We start from the raw sequence: 17,824 nt of genomic DNA, 5'->3' as shown, positions 1-17,824 counted from the left end.
GATAAACCAAACTAAAAATTAATCTATATTAGAAGGTAATAACACCTTTAGAAACCTTGATTTAACAACAATTATTTCCCTTGTTGTTTATTCATCGCGCTCATCATTTGATTAATTTTCTTTTGGGATGGTTTCATTCCCATTTGCATCATCATCATGCGTAACATTTGCTCATTAATTGGCGGGTTCTTTTTCAGATAGTTCATCATATACTTACGAGCAATGAAGAACCCAAGTGCTGTACCAGCTAATAATGCGATCACAGCTGTGAGTACAATTTGCCACATAAAAAATTTCCTCCTTCAAGTTGTCTACTATTAAGTGTACTAGACCATCCGTTATTATACAATATTGTTTATCTTTTTTGTAAGTGGTTTATATTAAATTTCTTGCTTTCATCGGCTTTAGCCAACCATAACGGTTTTGCGACAATTCAAATGCCATATAAGAAGGAGCAGATTTGCGGATACACTCGAAAAAAATCGTCTCCGCATCAAAGGTTCCTTCCGCATATATATGGATGACACGATTGTGTATTTCCACTCGTGCCGTGCTTGTTAAACCGTTCGCCGACCTGCAATCTATTTGATAATCGATACTGTTTTCCATTTTTTGTTTTCCAGTCTCTTCCCCGACTGACTCAATCATCCGTTCAATTGTCTGTATGGGTATTCTCTTTGTTACGTATACAATCTGCCTGCCGATTATTCTTGTCTGTTCGCCTTGGGAATGATGATAATCATGAAAAAGAGTAAATAGTAGTTGCTCTCTGCCGATATATGATCCAGCTAAACGCTCTTTGATTAAATAGATTTGATAATGCCTTTTCATAACCATTTCTATCATTCCTTTTTAGATTAAGTATATAAAGGAATAAATAAAGAACATGCTGTTTTTTGCGGCATATTACTTCTAGTTTTGTCGAAAAAGACAAGTTTATACTATAAATAGAAGGATCCTTGTCCTAATTGACAAGGATCCCCTCTTATTTATAAATAAGAGCTTTTACTTTAGATACAACATTTTCTGCTGTAAATCCATATTCAGCCATCACTTTTTCCCCAGGAGCAGAAGCACCCCATTGGTCGATCGCCAATATATCTCCTTGAGGGCCAACATACTTATGCCAGCCAAAGGAAGCAGCCATTTCAATTCCTAAACGTTTAGTAACGGCCGGAGGCAAGACAGAATCTTTGTATTCCTGCGATTGCTTTTCAAACCGTTCCCAAGCAGGCATACTGATAACAGAAACATGGATTCCTTCATTCGCTAATAACTGTTGAGCCTCAATCGCCAATCCAACTTCCGAACCTGTAGCCAAAAGCAGAACATCCGCTTGTTCCTTTCCAGAGGGAGAAACGACATAAGCCCCTTTGGATACGCCTTCGTATGCTTTTTCATTTGACTGAGGCAAGGTAGGCAGATTTTGTCTGGTGAGCACGAGTGCCGTTGGCATATCAGTTGACTCAATGGCTAACTTCCAAGCAGCAGCAGTTTCGGTTGCATCAGCTGGGCGGATAACAGATAATCCATGCATCGCTCTCAATGAGGCCAACTGTTCTATAGGCTCATGGGTTGGGCCGTCTTCGCCGACTGCAATGCTGTCATGAGTAAAGACATAGGTGACAGGCAGTTTCATCAGCGCGGCAAGTCGGATCGCAGGCCGTAAATAATCAGAGAAGACAAAGAAGGTCCCGCCATACACTTTCAAGCCTCCATGCAATGCCATACCATTTAGGGCAGCTCCCATGGCAAACTCTCTGACTCCGAACCATATATTCCTTCCGCTGTATTGGCCTGGAAGAAAATCTTGCGCTCCTTTAATCATTGTCTTGTTTGAGCCCGCTAAATCTGCAGAACCGCCAAAGAAAGATGGAAGTTTTTGAGCAATTGCGTTTAAAATTTCTCCGCTTGACGCCCGAGTAGCTAGACTGGAACCCTCTTCATATTGTGGAACGGTTGAGTCCCAGCCCTCCGGCAATTCATTCCGGATAGCTGCCTCCAACTGTCCTGCCAGTTCAGGATAATTTGCTTTATAATCAGCAAACAAAGATGCCCAATTTTTTTCATATTGTTGCCCTGCTTGGACACATTCCGATTCGAAATGGGCATACACTTCATCAGGAACATAAAAGTCTTCTTCAAACGTCCATTTATAGGCTTCTTTCGTTAACTTTGATTCCTCTGCTCCCAGGGGCATGCCGTGAGCTTCGGATTTTCCTCCTCTATTAGGAGAACCGTAACCAATGATCGTCTTAACTTCAATCAATGTTGGCTGCTTAAGGTTTTTCCGGGCTTTTTCAATCGCCGCTGAAAGTTCATCAATATCGTTGCCGTCACTGACTTTAATATAATCCCACCCATAAGCTTTATACCGGTTTTCAACACTCTCGCTGAAAGCTTGGTTTAATTCACCGTCAAGGGAAATGTCATTGGAATCATACAATACAATCAGTCTTCCTAACTGAAGATGCGCAGCTAAAGAAGAGGCTTCAGCCGAAACGCCTTCCATCAGGTCGCCGTCCCCACAGATGCTGTATGTATAATGATCTATAATGTTGAAGCTTTCCTTATTATATGTCTCCGCTAAGTGCCTTTCAGCCATTGCCATTCCAACAGCCATTGCAATCCCTTGTCCAAGAGGCCCTGTTGTCGCTTCTACTCCCTCTGTATGACCGTATTCCGGATGTCCAGGCGTTTTGCTTCCCCACTGGCGGAATTCTTTTAGATCTTGCAGGCTTAGATTGTATTGAGAAAGATGCAGTAAGCTATAAAGAAGCATGGACCCATGACCGGCAGACAAGACAAACCGGTCTCTATTGAACCAATTTGGATTTTTAGGATTATGGCGCATATATTTAGTCCATAATGTATAGGCCATAGGGGCAGCCCCCATTGGCATTCCTGGATGGCCGGAATTTGCTTTCTCAATTGCATCTATTGAGAGAGTACGAATACTATTAATGGATAGTTCATCAATTGTTTTCATGAATGAAATTTCCCTTCCATATATATTTAGTCACTTCTATAGTATAGTTGTTAAACATCATATACAACCGAATTATTCAGATTATTATAAATCGAGGAATAATACACAAAGGACATAAAATGAAATGTACTTTTAAAGCAAATTCATGAGGACTGGATGATTAAGGGGATTAATGTAATTTATTTTTTAGTTCTTTAATTTTCTTAACTTTATCAGGGGTTACATCGTTTCCTTCAGGATCCAATACAGTCATATTTTCAATCGTTTGGACCATGGACTTTCTGAAGGTTTGAAGGTATTCGCTTCTTAATTGGGTTTGTTCCTTAGCCTCATGAGACGTTAAACCGATTGTTTTTGACTTCTTGGACAATTCGTTGATTCTTGCAATTTTTTCTTTAGATAGCATATATACACTCCTTCATTTTTAGGTATAACCTTATCATTGACATGTTATAAGAAAAAAATGAATGTAGCAAGTGAAACTACTTCTCTTCCGGTGGGACGTTTTCCCGATATTCAAGATACCTTCTGTTCACGGTTGCCTTCGAAACAGGGTAGCCGAAACCCCTTAATGTTGCTGCAATATCTGCGAAGGTCAAACCGCTTTCTCTCAGCCTGATGATTTCTTCAATAGGTACATTCTTCTTCTCCGGGCCGGTAGAAAGATTATTATGTTTAATATTCTTTTGTGGCTTATAGCCTTTTTCGACCGCTTTTTTCATTCCGCGGCTTATTTTGATATTGTGGAGCTTGCGCTGGTATTCTTCGACTATGCCGACAATTTGCAATACCATTGAATCTGCTTCTGATAGTTCTAATTCACCTTTTTGTGAAAAAGCTATAATCTTCACATTTTCTTTCAAAATGCAATGCAGAAGGGCGATTTTTGCATTGCCTCGCCCTAACCTTGTTTCATCCTGAATAAAAACAGCATCGGCTTTTTGTCCCTTCAAGGCATCAAGCAATTCAAACACACCGTCCCGGTCAAGTTGAAAACCGCTCGCTTTTTCTTTGATGATCCGAATGACCTCATACGATAATTCATCTGCCATAGATGTAAGCTCCTGCTCCTGCCTTTCGAGGGAACTCGCTTGCGTTTCTTTATCTGTGCTGACTCTGCAATAGATGATTGCCTTCTTCATTTTCTAACCTTCTCCGCTTTGGCTTTTTTTATTCCATAGTAAACTGTGTCATTTGCTCTTTCTTTACTGGAATCTTTAAGACTTCCCCCGCTTTAAGGGGCTCCCCAGATAACTGGTTTGTCTGTTCGATATACGCAATAAAATCCTGTGTCCCCATCTTTTCATGATTATATTTCTCCGCTATGCCCCAAAGAGTGTCTCCCTGGGAAACTTCCACCTCTATGTATGATTGTTGGTTGCCGTTCGTATTTAATAATATAAAATAGATAGCTGAAAACAATAATATTACAGCAAAAAATAATAAAGAAAAAGAATGCTTACGTATAAAATAGTTCAATTTATAATTCCCTCCTACTTTAACACGAATATGTGTTCGCTGTTTAAAGAGATTATAATACGAACATTTGTGCTGTGTCAACAAAATTCAAACATATGTTTGTATCCTTAAAAATACCATGATATAATCAATTTAAATAGAATTGAGGTGGGGTGTATCCATGAATAAATTGTCTAAGCGCCAGCAGGACATCCTAGACTTCATCAAACAAGAAGTCCAGAAAAAAGGCTATCCGCCTTCAGTCCGAGAAATTGGCGAAGCAGTCGGCCTCGCATCCAGTTCCACCGTGCACGGCCACTTAGCACGGCTGGAAAGCAAGGGTTTGATCCGGCGCGATCCTACAAAGCCTCGGGCAATCGAAATACTAGATTTAGAGGAAGAAACGTTTATTCCGAAAAGAAAAGTGATCAATGTTCCCCTTGTCGGAAAAGTAACTGCAGGTGTGCCAATCACAGCTATCGAGAATATCGAGGAATATTTCCCTCTTCCTGAACAATTGGCAGGTTATGAGGATAATGTGTTTATGCTTGAGATCTCTGGAGACAGCATGATCGAGGCTGGCATCCATAACGGTGACTATGTGATCGTACGCCAGCAATCCACCGCGCTGAACGGTGATATTGTTGTAGCGATGACAGAGGATAATGAGGCCACAGTGAAAAGATTCTTCAAGGAAGAAAATTATTTCCGCCTACAGCCGGAAAACTCTTCTCTAGCGCCTATCATTTTGGATCAGGTTTCTATATTAGGGAAAGTGGTTGGTTTATACAGAGAAATCCATTAATCGAAAAGAACCGAAAACAGGATCTTCCTAATACTTTCGGTTTTTTGATGTTAATGTAACAAATAAAAAAGATATTCTCTAATTATCCATACTAGAAAACCATAGTATGCTATAATTAGTATATGTCATACTATAGGAATGATAATTATGGGTATAAGTGTATTCCTTGATGATTATCGGACATGCCCGAATGATTTTGTGTTAATGGATAATATTGATGACTGCCTCACAATCCTTAAGCATTATGACGTTGACAAACTTTCTCTAGACCATGATTTAGTGAGCAAGACCCGTAACGGGCTGATGCTGGTTAAAAAAATGGTCCAATTACAGCTTTTTGCAAAGCATATAACCATTCATTCTGCGAATTCCGTGGGTGGAAAAGCGATGTATGACTACTTCAAAGAGGCGCAAAGAAACTGCCTCATGCCTAAAACAATTACGGTTCTGCTTAAGCCAATGCCGTTATATTAAAATAATGAATGCTGCTTCTAAAAAGCAGCATTCTTTTTTATTGGCGATCTACTCGCATCAAAATGGACCACAGCATCCACAAATTCAGTTAACCAATCTTCTATTGCCTGGGGTTTCGAGGAAACAATAAATACTTTTTTTGCAGTCCTGCAAATTGCATCGGACACTATCGTCTTCTTTGCTTCCTCTTTTTCTATGGATTCTAGTGGATATAAAATACAGTAATCTACCGATGAAGGCGTTTCTTTCCATAAAAAGGAGCTATTTGTATCAATATAAACAGATAATGACTTATTGTATGTATACGCATGCCCACTCTCAGCACGCGATTTCATCTGCAGGAAATCCTCCGCATTTCGCAAGGTATTCGTTCTGAATAGCAAAGTTCCCCGCTTTTCAAAGATTCCAATCATATACAAAGCCAGCAGGTGCTTTTTGAATTGTTCAGTTCCATTCAGCAATAAAACCTTCTGCCGATCATTCTCTAAAAACTCTATTATTCCTGCCTTCGCGCTTTCCAGTAGGTTCACTTCAATCCCCTCCTTTACGATATTCGGCATTACACTCTTATTTTCTATTAACTATTCAAACTATTCCTTAATTTATGACACATTTTTAAATTAGAATGAAAGAAAAGGGAAAGAAAGGAGCATGTATGTGGAACCACACAAAAAATGGACTCTTACTTCACAAAAGAGAAAAGAACTTAACCAGTTAAAATTAAAAATTTGTTTAAAAGCATCTCCCTTTTTGCAGGAGAAACATTTATCCCAATTGCTGCCCACCCCCTTGTGGGATGACATATTGTCTGAGGCTAAATCACCACCAAACTCATGCTCAATATGTGGTTCAATGGGCAATCAATTATACGCCTATACCGATTGGAGTTTCCATCGAGGCACTTCTGCGGTTCACCTAAGTAGGTTGCATACTCTCTGTTACTCGTGCTTTTGCCTGCGTGATTATGAGACCTCGCTGCACTTCTTAAACAAAAGGCAACAGGAAGCTTTAATTGCTCATTTTAAAGAGGTTAACCAATGCAGTGATGAGCTGTATCTCTTGCACATCCGTGATTTAAAGATACAGCAGCATTCCGATTTTCCCGGTTTAATCAAACATGCAAAAAAAGTTGGCGAAGGGAATGTCGGGCATTTATCATCTCTGATTCATTCTTTAATGAATTCCCATACAGGGCAAACAAAACCAATGCAATATCTAACTTTTATTGTTTCAAAACAATTCCCTTGCCATAAAGAAGTATCCAACATTTTAAACAATCAGATCGACGACCTCCAAAAGCTCCCATTCTAACAATGGCGAGCTTTTTTGGGCGATCTCATCACCTTCAGCTCAGAAGCTAACATTTTTGGATTCCAACGATTATTCATCCATTGCTCCAAATGCCCATTTTTTAGACGCGTATCTGCTTAAATTCCTTATTTGGCGCTCTTTTCGTATGTATTTCATTTCCAATATAGGTAGACAACTAGTTCCGATTACTCTCCATTTTCATACCATACTAATGAGTTAAAACCACTAACAGAATGGAGGATTCATATGTTTGGAAACAATCGCCACTGGGGCAAACAATCTATGAGCGACTGCGGGTGCGACGGCACCGGAGTTTTAGGCCATCACCACCAAATGGGGCCCATGGTATCACCGTCGCAAATGGGGACCTGGGGGGCACCATCACAAATGGGATCTTGGGGGTCAATGGGGCCGTACGCACCTCAACATACACAAGTGTACCCGACACAAGTAGCCCCTTCCCAAGTATCACCCACCCAGCAATCAGTGAACAAAAATATCTTTAAAACAGTAGTGCCAAAAATTCACCCTTCCCATACTACAACAGTCAACAAACACATCATCCAAAATCAGCACCATTTTCCGCACACTGAATCATGTATCAATGAATGTTGCGTAGAAAACGTCATTTGCCCGCCGTCCCCTTGCGGGTATTCCGGCATGTATCCAAGACCGTTCCACTATTGACAAAAAGCCCTTTAAGGGCTTTTTATTTTTCTGCCTCCACCCAAAGCTATACCGAACATTCATAAAACCAATCGGATTTTTGCCCGCGCCTGATCTGCCACTTACACTTTCCAAACCTTCGTGCCCATAGGTGAAAAGAATGTGCCTTAACGCCATTTAGAATGGGATAATCCTCACCTTTTCTTGTGATTCGGCCAAAAGTAAGAAATCTCTGTTAAACACAAATGTACATATACCAACATATCAACCTAAGCATTGAAAACAAAAAAAGATTGCTCTAAAATCATAGCCAAACAACTAATTTTCATGAAAGAGGCAGAGAACATATGTGGTCGGTCGCAACTATCATTTTATCTATTTTTCTATTTTACTGGTTGTTGGGAGTCATCTGGAACAGTGATTAAGGAAATCTTTTCCTTTATAGCACTGCCTTTATTTTCATATATCAAAAAAGAATGAGCATAAGAATTCTCCTTATCTGCAGGATATGTTTTTTCACTGACACACACCCAACCCAGCGGGAGTTTGGGAAAGAAAGATTTTGCCGCATCTAGCCTTACATCGACTACCGTCAAGTAGATTCTATGGACATAAGGAAGGATTTGCCTGAAAATCACCCCTCCTCCAATAACAAAAACTTCATTATCATCGTTGTTGTCTTCCAAAAATTCTTCGATTGAATGTTTCACGATCACCTCTTTTGGGAAAGTTTGATTTTTATTATGAGTTAGAACAATATTGGTACGATTATGTATGGGCCTGCCGATTACCTCATACGTTTTTCTTCCCATTAATACTGGATGTCCATCCGTCAGTTCTTTAAAGAATAATAAATCTCTCCTTATACTTCCCGGAATTAAATCATGGACTCCAAGTTCATTTCCAGAGCCAACACAGGCAATCAGATTTATCATTTACCCAATCACTTCCCCTTTAAGCATGTATGAAAAAGACCACTTTGGCTGCCCGTAAATTCCCTTCTGCCACATCCAAATCCTAGTTCCTATTCTACTACTTTCCAAGCATTTTCGCTAAACTAAAATGTACAGCTTTGGTCTCATTATTCCTTAAGTACATGCGAGGATTTCTTTTTATGTGCCCACAGTCAACCATTTTTTATTTTTATTTTCAAAAAATGAAACTTTTCAGTTAGTTAATCCGTCTATATATACATACAATTAGAACGGAGGAATTCGAATAGTATGCACAATTCATTTTTATACACATTGTTATTAATTAGCTTATCGGTACTTGTATCCATGCTGTCTGTTCCTTTAGGAACTTGTTTCCTTATTTTATCCATCTTAACTGTAAGCGCTAAAAAAGCAATCGACCGGAAATATGGCTATCTTTTGAAAAAGAAAGAATATGCCTCTAAGTAATGTTTTGTAAATGCAAAGAGCCATCCTTTCATTCAGAAAGGATGGCCTTTGTTTGTTTTATATCAAGACAATTTTTTATATTCTAAATCACATTCTTTTAGAGGGACAATTTTGGTTTTGCACTTCCATTTATATCCCAGCCAACAGCCCAGAAATATAGGCAAAGAAATATAGGAGACCAGCAGTCCATGCCAGTCAATCGAATCGCCTGAAAAAGCAGTATAATTTTGCCCTAGTATAATCACAATACAAAGAATCAATGCAAACAAAGGTCCAAACGGATACCATTTTGCCTTATATACTAAATCATCTAAATCTTTCCCCTGCGCATGGTACGCTTTTCTGAACCGATAATGGCTAATGGCAATCCCAGCCCAAGCGATGAATCCAGTTAACCCTGAAGCATTCAATAACCATACATAAACGACTCCATCTCCAAAGAGAGACGATAAGAAAGCAAGGCAACCCACTAACGAAGTTATGATCAACGCATTCATCGGTACGCCTCTTTTATTGATTTTACCGAGGAATTTAGGGGCTTTTTTCTCTTTTGCCAGATTCCACAGCATCCGGGCAGCGGCATACATTCCTGAATTTCCCGCTGATAATATGGATGTTAATATAATAGCGTTCATCACTGAAGTAGCAAACGCAAATCCTGCTTTTTGGAAAACAAGTGTAAATGGACTGATTGTTACATCATCCGTAGCAGCCAGGTTTGGATTTGTATAAGGAATAATTAAGCCGATCACAAGGATGGTCAAGATATAAAATAATAAGATTCTCCAAAAAACCGACTTAACAGCAGAAGGAATGGTTTTGCGGGGATTTTGGCTTTCACCTGCGGCTACTCCCAACAGTTCTGTTCCCTGAAAGGAAAAGCCTGCAGCCATAAAGATACCAAAGACTGTCAGGAACCCGCCATTAAAAGGTGCATCTTGAATGGTGAAATTTTTGACTCCGATTGCTTCACCGCCGAGTATTCCAGCAATCATTAAAATGCCTGTTATGACAAAAATGATGACTGCCACTACTTTGATAATAGCAAACCAATACTCTGATTCTCCAAAACTTTTGACAGACAAAACATTCAGTAAAAAAAGAATCGCTAAACATGCAACACTCCACACTAAGGAATTCACATGCGGATACCAAAATTTCATAACTAATGAAACAGCGGACAATTCAGCAGCAATAGTGACCGCCCATGAAAACCAATAATTCCACCCCAATGCGAAGCCGAGCGCAGGATCGACAAATTTTGTTGCATAGGTGCTGAAAGACCCTGATACCGGCATATGCGTTGCCATTTCAGCTAAACTCGTCATGAGGAAGAAGACCATAATCCCCACCAATCCATAGGCAAGGAGCGCTCCCCCCGGGCCTGCGATATGGATTGCATTCCCGCTGGCTAAAAATAATCCTGTCCCAATCGTCCCTCCTAAAGAGATCATCATGAGATGCCTTGATTGCAAATTCCTTTTGAGGCCTGTTTTTTCTTTTGCTGCAACTATTTTTCCTTGCTTACCGATACCCGTTCCAGCGGTAACAGATGAACTTTGATTGCTAATAGCTGGATCTGCAACGATATTTGATTTCTGTATTGTATTCATTTACTTTACCCTCTTTTGTTTTTCCTTTTTTCATTATGAGGTAATAATTCCTCTTTTTGCACATTGTTAAACTTATTAAGAGAAATGATGAACTGCATAAGAATAAAACAGAAAAGGATATTTGCACATTAAGCAAAGGTTTTCTCCATTGTTGCCGCTGCCCCCTATATCTTTATTGCATGCATAAAAAAGATACCGGGCATAAATGATAAAAGAGGAATAACAATAGAAAGGAGAAATAAATAATGAAATTAGCATCCCATGAATTATATGATCTAAACGAACTGACAATGAGCTGTGTAAATTCAATTACACAAATGGGCTATATGGTCCAGCATATCCAAGACCCCGTTTTCAAGGAGATTGTGATAAGACATTTTCCTATGCATATTCGTGATTACAATATGAAAGTGGAATTTCTCAATAAAACACAGGGCGCTACAAAAGAATTGCCTTTATTAAAAGAAAAACAAATAATGAATGACCCTTTTGGAATAACTCCAGCACCTCCCGTTCAACCACGGACAGTTGTTGACCAAATGAATGACAGGGAAATGGCCACATCCTATTTATTAACTTTAAAAAGAGCCGGCAGAGAATATGCCTGGGCAGCCATGGAAATGGTCAATCCGGAAATACGTTCCTTTTGCCAAACAGCCTTCATGATGAGCTGTTCCCATGCCTATGACATGTACCAATATATGGTCAGCAAAGGCTATTATCCGGTAGAATTTGCTTCAGAAGCTCAAGTGGCCGCCATCGCCCGAAATTATTTAATTGTGCCGGAAACAGAACAGAACCAACAACCAATGAACCAAAATCCGATTGCCGGCCAAAGTAACCAACTATATGAAAAATAGCTAAATAACGGTTTCATTCAAAAAAATAGCACATAACCCTTAATTCCCTTTAATGGACGGTATACGTTAGCGTTACACTCTTTTAAAAGGGAATATTTCTGTACCGTAAATGTATGGTATATGCATTAGAGCAAAAATAGCAAATAGCTTATGGAAGATTGACTTCATTAGAGATGTTTTCGTTTCGCGGGAAGCGTCTTAGCGAATCCCTTTTTAGTGCTGAAAGAGGAATTAAGTCATGCGGAAACCGTTATTAATACAGACATCCCTCCTTTTGAATAAGGTCTATTTTTCTTTTACATAACTACACTTTCGTTTCCATATTTTTTTATTTATATTTATATTAGTTTTAATATATAATTTTTTGGTAATCAATATTCAAAAGGTGAAAACATCGTGAAAAAAAAGATAACCCTAGCTATAATGGGCGTAGCGGTAATTATCTTCATTATTTGGCGCTATTGGCATTTTTTGCAGATCAATGAAGAAGTAAACAACATGAAAAACCATATCATTCAATTAACTAACTCTAGCTTTTTTAAGAATCATATTGAGAGAGCTCAAGCTCAATACGACAACAAAACAGATACAATTTCCTTAAATCTCAAACTTAAAGATACATATGATGAACTTACCATTGTACAACAGTTTATACTCTTAGAATATTACCAAAAACAACTTAAATACTATTTGCGCAATAATGGATCCACTTCCCAGATCATCCATTCTCGGGTTCAATTATTCGCCAACACAACTACTGATAACTACCTATTAATCAATGAAATCCCAGAAGGAAATTTATTTAGAAGTGAGAGTGTCTTCTACCATAACGATAAAAAAAGGTATACAACCAATAGGTTCAAACAATTCAGGGACAAACACCTGGCCAACTTACCTGAAGAAACATTTGAAAAAAAAGTACTTGTGTATGCTACTAGTTTTTTTAGAACACTCACCCAATCAGGGAGAACCTACCGTCCTGAAATCGATTCTCAAATTATTTTGGATACCGTATGTAAGAAATTTAATATCACCCAAGAAGAATATAGTAAAATATATCAAAAATACTTACTAGGCATGCTGGATGCTTGATTCATTTTACAAGCATCCTTTTTTAATGTATTTGTTTATAAATCACCCTCGTTTTCTACACTTCTCTTATTCCCACTAACGTTTTAATACGTTCTTGCTCCTCGCTCTTATCCAAGTATTCAAAAAATCCAAGTTGATTTCCCCAAGGATCTGTGAACGTTCCCCATTTCACAGAAACCTCTGGCCTTAAAAGGATGTCAAAGCGATCCATTTTTAGTTCTTCTACAAGTCTATCCCGTTCAGCTTCAATATCAGTAACTCCTAAACGTAATGGTCCGTTTCCATCAATAAGAATTCCTTCTGCGACCTGCAACCAACAACCTGGAATGAGTTCCCATTCTGCAAATCCCTCGTGTGGAATAAAATCTGGCTTCTTATTGAGCAATGCTTCATACCACTTCTGCCCTTCCTTAATGTTGGAAACCCGAACCTGAGTAGTCATTTCAAAAATCATTGGAATCCCTCCTAATATGTTTAGTGTGATATATTGTACCGTAATTTGGAACCCCCCCACTTAGATCATCGAGAAATTCCCTTACCAGTTTTGTAATTATGTAATCTAATTAAATCTTGGAAAACAAACAATAGCAAGCGAAGCGATAGCAAAATAAATCTCCTACATTATAAAATTGAATCTTACTACCTTTTACATCATTCTCTATAATTCTTTTTACAAATTTGTTTTAATTTGACATAAAAGTATAATAACATTATCCTAAAAATATCTATTGATTTTGAAGACAAGGAGGTTTTGTACGATTTATTATGAAATCTTCAATAGGTTTTATTGTTCTTCTTATAAATTTATTCATCTACTTACTTCCCGTTATATTAAATCATCACTTTTTTCATTCCTATTCCTATGTTGGCGCCCTTATTATTGGTCCAATAATTGGAATACCTACAGCATGTTGTCCCCTAAAATTGCATTAAAAATCTTAGGGGTTGCTGGAAATCTCCTTATTTTTATCATTTCCATTGTCTATCCACAAATAATGGTTTATTTAATTTAGACTCTGTAGGAAGGATTATTTTAAAGAAAAGGAACAACTTCTTTAAAAAAGAAAAGCTTCCAATAACACGAGAAAGATGTTACCAATATGGATCATCAGTTATTAATATTCTAGTTCTACATATGGATTAGATGGTCGTGCTTGGGAAACTATACTCAGTAGCCACCGCAACTATGAATATACCGCACTAATAGCATCTTCACTATGGTGTACTGTTAACCATAGTGGCAGTACTTTTACACTAAACATAGACTGATTAATTAAAAAGGGGGAAACCTTATGTTAAGTAGTATCGGAATCCCAGGAGCTATTCTGACTCTCTTAGTCTTGGCAGGATTCATATACTTATTTAGAAAATATATTTTAAAAAAATAATCGTAAGAACATGAAAATAAGAAATAGATGGTCGGCACATTTCCTACTAAGCTAAAGCCTTTTCCCGTAAATAAAGGAAAAGGCTTTTAAAATGCTTCTATTTAGATATTGGCAGATCTATGATAACCATGATACATTTTGAACAGTCATTATGGATTTTAAAATAACATTTTCCTTGTAACTATCTAACATCTAATATGTCCGCATCATTTTTTCATCTATTTTAAAACATGATATTTGGCTTTGTATTATTATACCCTGCTAAACCTCCATATGTTTTTGATATCTATCCCTAGATTCGGAGGAAAACCTAATGAAGCCTTTACAGCTATATTAAGCTCCAATACATTAAGTGGAAAGGACTTAGTCTTATTTTTACAAAGCATAATTTTACCTTGTGCGGAACCGATATATTAGTGAGAACATAAGTAGTAAATATCAATTCCATCTACTATTTTTATAACCCATGCCTCAGCTAAGCAAATGAGTCCGATATCTTTCAATAATCAACTTTTTGGTGTAAGTAAATTTACATACGCTCGATAACCAACGATTGCTGCTATCAAAGAGCCAACTAAGAACAGAACCGACCCGCCTAATGTAAACAGTCTCCCTATATAGATGTTTTTTGCTTCTTCAAGTTGTTCATTATTGTTCATTTGTCGTACCACTCCCTTAGGTATATTACCTATGTTATGCAGCCACGAATAATCCGTTCATTTTTTGAACACCCTTTGAGAATTTAACCATATGCAAACACTTCAACAATTCATATAAAAGATACTATTTATAAAGTGAGAATAAAGTTATTTAGCCTTATCATCTCAAAAAAAATAACCCCGTCCTCATTAGAGGGCGGGATTAAAAAATAGTGGCTCCATTTAAGTTGAAAGAAGCTTCACTTTGCTTAAAAACCTAAATTGTTTTGCTATTTTTATTGTTACCAGATTAAATTTTTCTTTTTAACTTGTGGTACTACTGGGTTTTGAGCAAGAATACCACCATCTGCATTGATTATTTGTCCAGTAATGAAATCAGATTCTTCACTTGCTAGGAATAAAGCTAAGTTTGCGATATCACGAGGATTACCAATTCGATTTACTAATTTTGTTTCAGTATATACATCAATAAGTTGCTTTAACCCTTCTGGAGCATTTTCAACAGCAGCTTCGGTTAATACCATACCGGGTGCAATTGCATTACAACGAATGCCTTGTTTTCCAAATTGCACGGCTGTTGATTTCGTCAAAGCAATAACGCCAGCTTTGGCTGCTGCGTATGCTGATTTTGTTAATTCTCCTACTTGTCCGCCCATTGATGTTGTATTAATGATTGTTCCGCCACCGTTTTCTAGCATAACTGGAATCGCATATTTTGTTCCCAGCAAAACAGATCTTAAATTGAATCTCATTGTTTCATCCCATTCGAAAACATCTAAATCCTTGACATTTAAGTCATTTTTAAAATTTAATCTTGCTGCGTTATTATGCAAAATATCTAAATGACCGTATGTGTCAACAGCTGCTTGAATCATTTCCTTAATTTTTTCCTCATCACCGATATCAACGAATTGAGCTGTCGCTTCTCCATTTGCATCTTTAATTTCCTTTACTACACGCTCTAAACCTTCCATATTAATATCTGCTGCAACTACTTTTGCACCCTCAGACGCAAATAGTTTTGCAGTTGCCTCTCCCATACCTGAAGCAGCACCTGTGATAATAGCCACTTTGTTTTCTAATCTACCCATGAATAGACATCCCCTTTTGAATAATTCTAAAATGTGCGAAACAACACAATTATATTTACAATTTTACATTTTGTAAACAAAAATGACCTAGGAGATCATTTTGAGCGTCATATCTGGTTAAGTCAATTGTAAGCCCTTTTATTCCAGTTAATGACTCGCTCTCTGTTTTAACCGTTTGCGAGTTTTCTTTATTGTTTTCAATGCAACTTCCCCCCTTTTCTGAAGAGAAAGAGAAAAGTAGGATATTTTAGCCCCGTCCAGTACAAAGAAACACATCTTAAAAAAGTGTCTAGTTTAGTGTTGCCATTCCAGTATTTATCCAGGCAAATCAATTGACCAAAATAAAAACAATAAAAAAACCCTCAATACCAGTAATATCAAGGGTTCCCTTCATCAATACATCATCATGTATGGTTCTCTTGTGCAAAGCCTTTTATGAATAACCTCACTTTTCCCTTTGTACTAAATGGAATTTAAAATATTTTATCTGAAAAGAACTTAAAATTTGTAAACTAGGAAAATAGTAATATATAATCAGACAAGAATCTGATTCAAAAAGGGGATATCAAATGTCTATTAATAATTATTCTGTCATTGCCATGAATGGCAAACAAGTAAATCTTGAGGATTATTTAGATCAGGTCATTCTAATCGTGAATACAGCTAGTAAATGTGGGTTTACTCCCCAATATGAAGACTTGCAAAGATTATATGAAAAATACAAAGACAAAAATTTCACTATACTTGGGTTTCCTTGTAATCAATTCGGTGAGCAAGAACCCGAAAACAATGATAAAGTTCAATCTTTTTGTACTTTAAATTATGGAGTGACATTTCCATTGTTTCAAAAAGTGAACGTGAGGGGATCAGAAGCTCACCCATTATTTAAACACCTTACTCAATCACTACCTTATAAAGGGATGGATAACAACGATCCATCAAGTAAAATACTATTATGGATGTTAAATGAAAAATATCCTGAATATTTAATGGATGATTCTATAAAATGGAACTTCACAAAATTCCTTATAAATAAAAAGGGAAATCCTATAAAACGCTACGAACCAACCCATTCATTTGATGATTTAGAAACGGATATAAAACTATTAATAAAATTCTAAATATACATAAGGTTTTATCTTTCGCTAAATGAAAAATATTTCAAAGACCAAAAATAGCTACAACTTTGCATGGAGAGGTGAGCATACCAGTTTCACTTCTCCGTCATTAAATACCCCAAGAATTCCCCTCTTCTCTCTATAAAATCAAACTGGATAGGCAACACTTAACTGGACAAAAAAATGAAGGTATGGCGGGCAAAATCCTCGTTATAGCTTCCCTATAAGATGAAAAAAGCTGTACTATTCACTTTATATGGAGGTTCTGGCATGGTAGGCTGAAGTGGCTTGCCAGTTTGATAAACTGGCAGTCTGGTTTTTCAACCATGCCAGTAGAGGCTCCATGTCAAGTATGGTGACCTATTACCAAACTATACATTATTTAATGCTTTTAACAGAATCAACAGAAACGCAGGCATAGAAAAACTCCCTATCCATTCTCTAAGACATACACATGCAGTCTTATTATTGGAATCAGGAGCTAGTATGAAATGTGCACAAGAAAGACTTGGACACAAAAGTATTTCAATCACCTCAGATATTTACTCTCACATCTTTGACAAGTTAGAGTAAGCATCTGTAAATGAGTATGATAAATATACAATAATTTTTTTGGAGTTTTTGGTGGTCAAACAGAGAAACTGTTAATACTACTCTCCCTTTGACCACTAACAAAACTCTTTAAAACGTTGCTATATCAAGGGTTCCCTCCATCAATACATGGTCATGTATTGTTCTCTCTCCCAAGGGTGGACCTGCGTGCGGAACATGTTTCTACCTGTCATTTCCATTCTGATAGTTTCCATTAAGTCATTGGTGTTGATAAAACAAGGTTTCTTTTGGCGGGTTTTTTAAATCACTTTATACTATATTAATCATTTGTGGGTTTTATGTGGG

19 protein-coding genes and 1 pseudogene are annotated in these 17,824 nt (G+C 37.4%); 9 read left to right on the top strand and 11 right to left on the bottom strand.

Translation table 11 applies throughout. The annotated features are described in order from the left end of the window. Window positions 1–71 precede the first annotated feature (71 nt). From BN1765_RS09435 to yneA, 6 genes are all read right to left on the bottom strand, one after another. Window positions 72–287, bottom strand: coding sequence for a YneF family protein (locus tag BN1765_RS09435; RefSeq protein WP_050614887.1), 216 nt, complete (start codon window positions 285–287; stop codon window positions 72–74). A gap of 88 nt (window positions 288–375) precedes the next feature. Further along, entirely contained in the window at window positions 376–837 is a 462-nt protein-coding gene (gene sirA, locus BN1765_RS09430) for a sporulation inhibitor of replication protein SirA (protein ID WP_050614886.1), read from the bottom strand. A 148-nt stretch (window positions 838–985) separates the two neighbouring features. After that, complete coding sequence (tkt, locus tag BN1765_RS09425; RefSeq protein ID WP_050614885.1) at window positions 986–2,989, bottom strand: transketolase; 2,004 nt, start codon at window positions 2,987–2,989, stop codon at window positions 986–988. A 169-nt stretch (window positions 2,990–3,158) separates the two neighbouring features. Continuing rightward, the gene (locus tag BN1765_RS09420; RefSeq protein ID WP_050614884.1) at window positions 3,159–3,395 is read right to left on the bottom strand and encodes a DUF896 domain-containing protein; all 237 of its coding nucleotides are present in this window, start codon (window positions 3,393–3,395) and stop codon (window positions 3,159–3,161) included. A gap of 76 nt (window positions 3,396–3,471) precedes the next feature. Beyond that, complete coding sequence (locus BN1765_RS09415; RefSeq protein ID WP_050614883.1) at window positions 3,472–4,131, bottom strand: YneB family resolvase-like protein; 660 nt, start codon at window positions 4,129–4,131, stop codon at window positions 3,472–3,474. 28 nt (window positions 4,132–4,159) lie between these two features. Then, entirely contained in the window at window positions 4,160–4,468 is a 309-nt protein-coding gene (gene yneA / locus BN1765_RS09410) for a cell division suppressor protein YneA (RefSeq protein WP_050614882.1), read from the bottom strand. A 160-nt stretch (window positions 4,469–4,628) separates the two neighbouring features. Between yneA and lexA the strand changes: the two genes are divergently transcribed. Together lexA and BN1765_RS09400 are read left to right on the top strand one after the other, a co-directional pair. Next, complete coding sequence (gene lexA, locus BN1765_RS09405; RefSeq protein ID WP_050614881.1) at window positions 4,629–5,252, top strand: transcriptional repressor LexA; 624 nt, start codon at window positions 4,629–4,631, stop codon at window positions 5,250–5,252. 147 nt (window positions 5,253–5,399) lie between these two features. Then, complete coding sequence (locus BN1765_RS09400; protein ID WP_050614880.1) at window positions 5,400–5,726, top strand: cyclic-phosphate processing receiver domain-containing protein; 327 nt, start codon at window positions 5,400–5,402, stop codon at window positions 5,724–5,726. A gap of 17 nt (window positions 5,727–5,743) precedes the next feature. Here the strand turns inward: BN1765_RS09400 and BN1765_RS09395 are convergent, their stop codons facing one another. Further along, window positions 5,744–6,256 (bottom strand): hypothetical protein, encoded by a 513-nt coding sequence (locus BN1765_RS09395; protein WP_050614879.1) that lies wholly within the window; start codon window positions 6,254–6,256, stop codon window positions 5,744–5,746. 127 nt (window positions 6,257–6,383) lie between these two features. On the opposite strand from BN1765_RS09395, the gene BN1765_RS20020 reads away from it, so the two are divergent. Both BN1765_RS20020 and BN1765_RS20405 read left to right on the top strand, forming a co-directional pair. Next, window positions 6,384–7,037, top strand: a complete 654-nt coding sequence (locus BN1765_RS20020) for a hypothetical protein (protein WP_147554170.1) — start codon at window positions 6,384–6,386, stop codon at window positions 7,035–7,037. A 246-nt stretch (window positions 7,038–7,283) separates the two neighbouring features. After that, on the top strand, window positions 7,284–7,724 hold the full coding sequence (locus BN1765_RS20405) for a CotD family spore coat protein (protein ID WP_230199511.1): 441 nt from the start codon (window positions 7,284–7,286) through the stop codon (window positions 7,722–7,724). Window positions 7,725–8,086: 362 nt separating this feature from the next. On the opposite strand, the gene BN1765_RS09380 is transcribed toward BN1765_RS20405, so the two are convergent. Next, the gene (locus BN1765_RS09380; RefSeq protein ID WP_050614876.1) at window positions 8,087–8,638 is read right to left on the bottom strand and encodes a dihydrofolate reductase; all 552 of its coding nucleotides are present in this window, start codon (window positions 8,636–8,638) and stop codon (window positions 8,087–8,089) included. Window positions 8,639–8,926: 288 nt separating this feature from the next. On the opposite strand from BN1765_RS09380, the gene BN1765_RS09375 reads away from it, so the two are divergent. Then, window positions 8,927–9,106 (top strand): hypothetical protein, encoded by a 180-nt coding sequence (locus tag BN1765_RS09375; protein WP_050614875.1) that lies wholly within the window; start codon window positions 8,927–8,929, stop codon window positions 9,104–9,106. A gap of 62 nt (window positions 9,107–9,168) precedes the next feature. Here the strand turns inward: BN1765_RS09375 and BN1765_RS09370 are convergent, their stop codons facing one another. Beyond that, entirely contained in the window at window positions 9,169–10,719 is a 1,551-nt protein-coding gene (locus BN1765_RS09370; RefSeq protein ID WP_050614874.1) for an amino acid permease, read from the bottom strand. Window positions 10,720–10,964: 245 nt separating this feature from the next. On the opposite strand from BN1765_RS09370, the gene BN1765_RS09365 reads away from it, so the two are divergent. Beyond that, on the top strand, window positions 10,965–11,579 hold the full coding sequence (locus tag BN1765_RS09365; protein WP_050614873.1) for a spore coat protein: 615 nt from the start codon (window positions 10,965–10,967) through the stop codon (window positions 11,577–11,579). A gap of 396 nt (window positions 11,580–11,975) precedes the next feature. Beyond that, entirely contained in the window at window positions 11,976–12,671 is a 696-nt protein-coding gene (locus BN1765_RS09360) for a hypothetical protein (RefSeq protein ID WP_050614872.1), read from the top strand. Window positions 12,672–12,726: 55 nt separating this feature from the next. On the opposite strand, the gene BN1765_RS09355 is transcribed toward BN1765_RS09360, so the two are convergent. Together BN1765_RS09355 and BN1765_RS09350 are read right to left on the bottom strand one after the other, a co-directional pair. After that, a complete protein-coding gene (locus BN1765_RS09355) occupies window positions 12,727–13,125 on the bottom strand; it encodes a VOC family protein (protein ID WP_050614871.1) in 399 nt (132 codons plus the stop codon). A 1,874-nt stretch (window positions 13,126–14,999) separates the two neighbouring features. Further along, entirely contained in the window at window positions 15,000–15,809 is an 810-nt protein-coding gene (locus BN1765_RS09350) for an SDR family NAD(P)-dependent oxidoreductase (RefSeq protein ID WP_050614870.1), read from the bottom strand. 569 nt (window positions 15,810–16,378) lie between these two features. Between BN1765_RS09350 and BN1765_RS09345 the strand changes: the two genes are divergently transcribed. Both BN1765_RS09345 and BN1765_RS19510 read left to right on the top strand, forming a co-directional pair. After that, window positions 16,379–16,930, top strand: a complete 552-nt coding sequence (locus BN1765_RS09345; protein WP_050614869.1) for a glutathione peroxidase — start codon at window positions 16,379–16,381, stop codon at window positions 16,928–16,930. Window positions 16,931–17,281: 351 nt separating this feature from the next. After that, window positions 17,282–17,500: pseudogene (locus BN1765_RS19510) on the top strand (tyrosine-type recombinase/integrase); the annotation flags it as partial. Between the last annotated feature and the right edge of the window lie 324 nt (window positions 17,501–17,824).

This window comes from Bacillus testis, from assembly GCF_001243895.1.
GTDB lineage: Bacteria > Bacillota > Bacilli > Bacillales > DSM-1321 > Bacillus_AD > Bacillus_AD testis.
Note: the sequence above shows the minus strand (reverse complement) of the source record. Positions and strands in the feature narration are given on the sequence as shown.

What these genes read in the sequence shown, in the direction of transcription:
- BN1765_RS09435 (WP_050614887.1), bottom strand. Translation starts at nt 287, where the DNA reads ATGTGGCAAATTGTACTCACAGCTGTGATCGCATTATTAGCTGGTACA.
- sirA (WP_050614886.1), bottom strand. Translation starts at nt 837, where the DNA reads ATGGTTATGAAAAGGCATTATCAAATCTATTTAATCAAAGAGCGTTTA.
- tkt (WP_050614885.1), bottom strand. Translation starts at nt 2,989, where the DNA reads ATGAAAACAATTGATGAACTATCCATTAATAGTATTCGTACTCTCTCA.
- BN1765_RS09420 (WP_050614884.1), bottom strand. Translation starts at nt 3,395, where the DNA reads ATGCTATCTAAAGAAAAAATTGCAAGAATCAACGAATTGTCCAAGAAG.
- BN1765_RS09415 (WP_050614883.1), bottom strand. Translation starts at nt 4,131, where the DNA reads ATGAAGAAGGCAATCATCTATTGCAGAGTCAGCACAGATAAAGAAACG.
- lexA (WP_050614881.1), top strand. Translation starts at nt 4,629, where the DNA reads ATGAATAAATTGTCTAAGCGCCAGCAGGACATCCTAGACTTCATCAAA.
- BN1765_RS09400 (WP_050614880.1), top strand. Translation starts at nt 5,400, where the DNA reads ATGGGTATAAGTGTATTCCTTGATGATTATCGGACATGCCCGAATGAT.
- BN1765_RS20405 (WP_230199511.1), top strand. Translation starts at nt 7,284, where the DNA reads ATGTTTGGAAACAATCGCCACTGGGGCAAACAATCTATGAGCGACTGC.
- BN1765_RS09380 (WP_050614876.1), bottom strand. Translation starts at nt 8,638, where the DNA reads ATGATAAATCTGATTGCCTGTGTTGGCTCTGGAAATGAACTTGGAGTC.
- BN1765_RS09375 (WP_050614875.1), top strand. Translation starts at nt 8,927, where the DNA reads ATGCACAATTCATTTTTATACACATTGTTATTAATTAGCTTATCGGTA.
- BN1765_RS09370 (WP_050614874.1), bottom strand. Translation starts at nt 10,719, where the DNA reads ATGAATACAATACAGAAATCAAATATCGTTGCAGATCCAGCTATTAGC.
- BN1765_RS09365 (WP_050614873.1), top strand. Translation starts at nt 10,965, where the DNA reads ATGAAATTAGCATCCCATGAATTATATGATCTAAACGAACTGACAATG.
- BN1765_RS09355 (WP_050614871.1), bottom strand. Translation starts at nt 13,125, where the DNA reads ATGATTTTTGAAATGACTACTCAGGTTCGGGTTTCCAACATTAAGGAA.
- BN1765_RS09350 (WP_050614870.1), bottom strand. Translation starts at nt 15,809, where the DNA reads ATGGGTAGATTAGAAAACAAAGTGGCTATTATCACAGGTGCTGCTTCA.
- BN1765_RS09345 (WP_050614869.1), top strand. Translation starts at nt 16,379, where the DNA reads ATGTCTATTAATAATTATTCTGTCATTGCCATGAATGGCAAACAAGTA.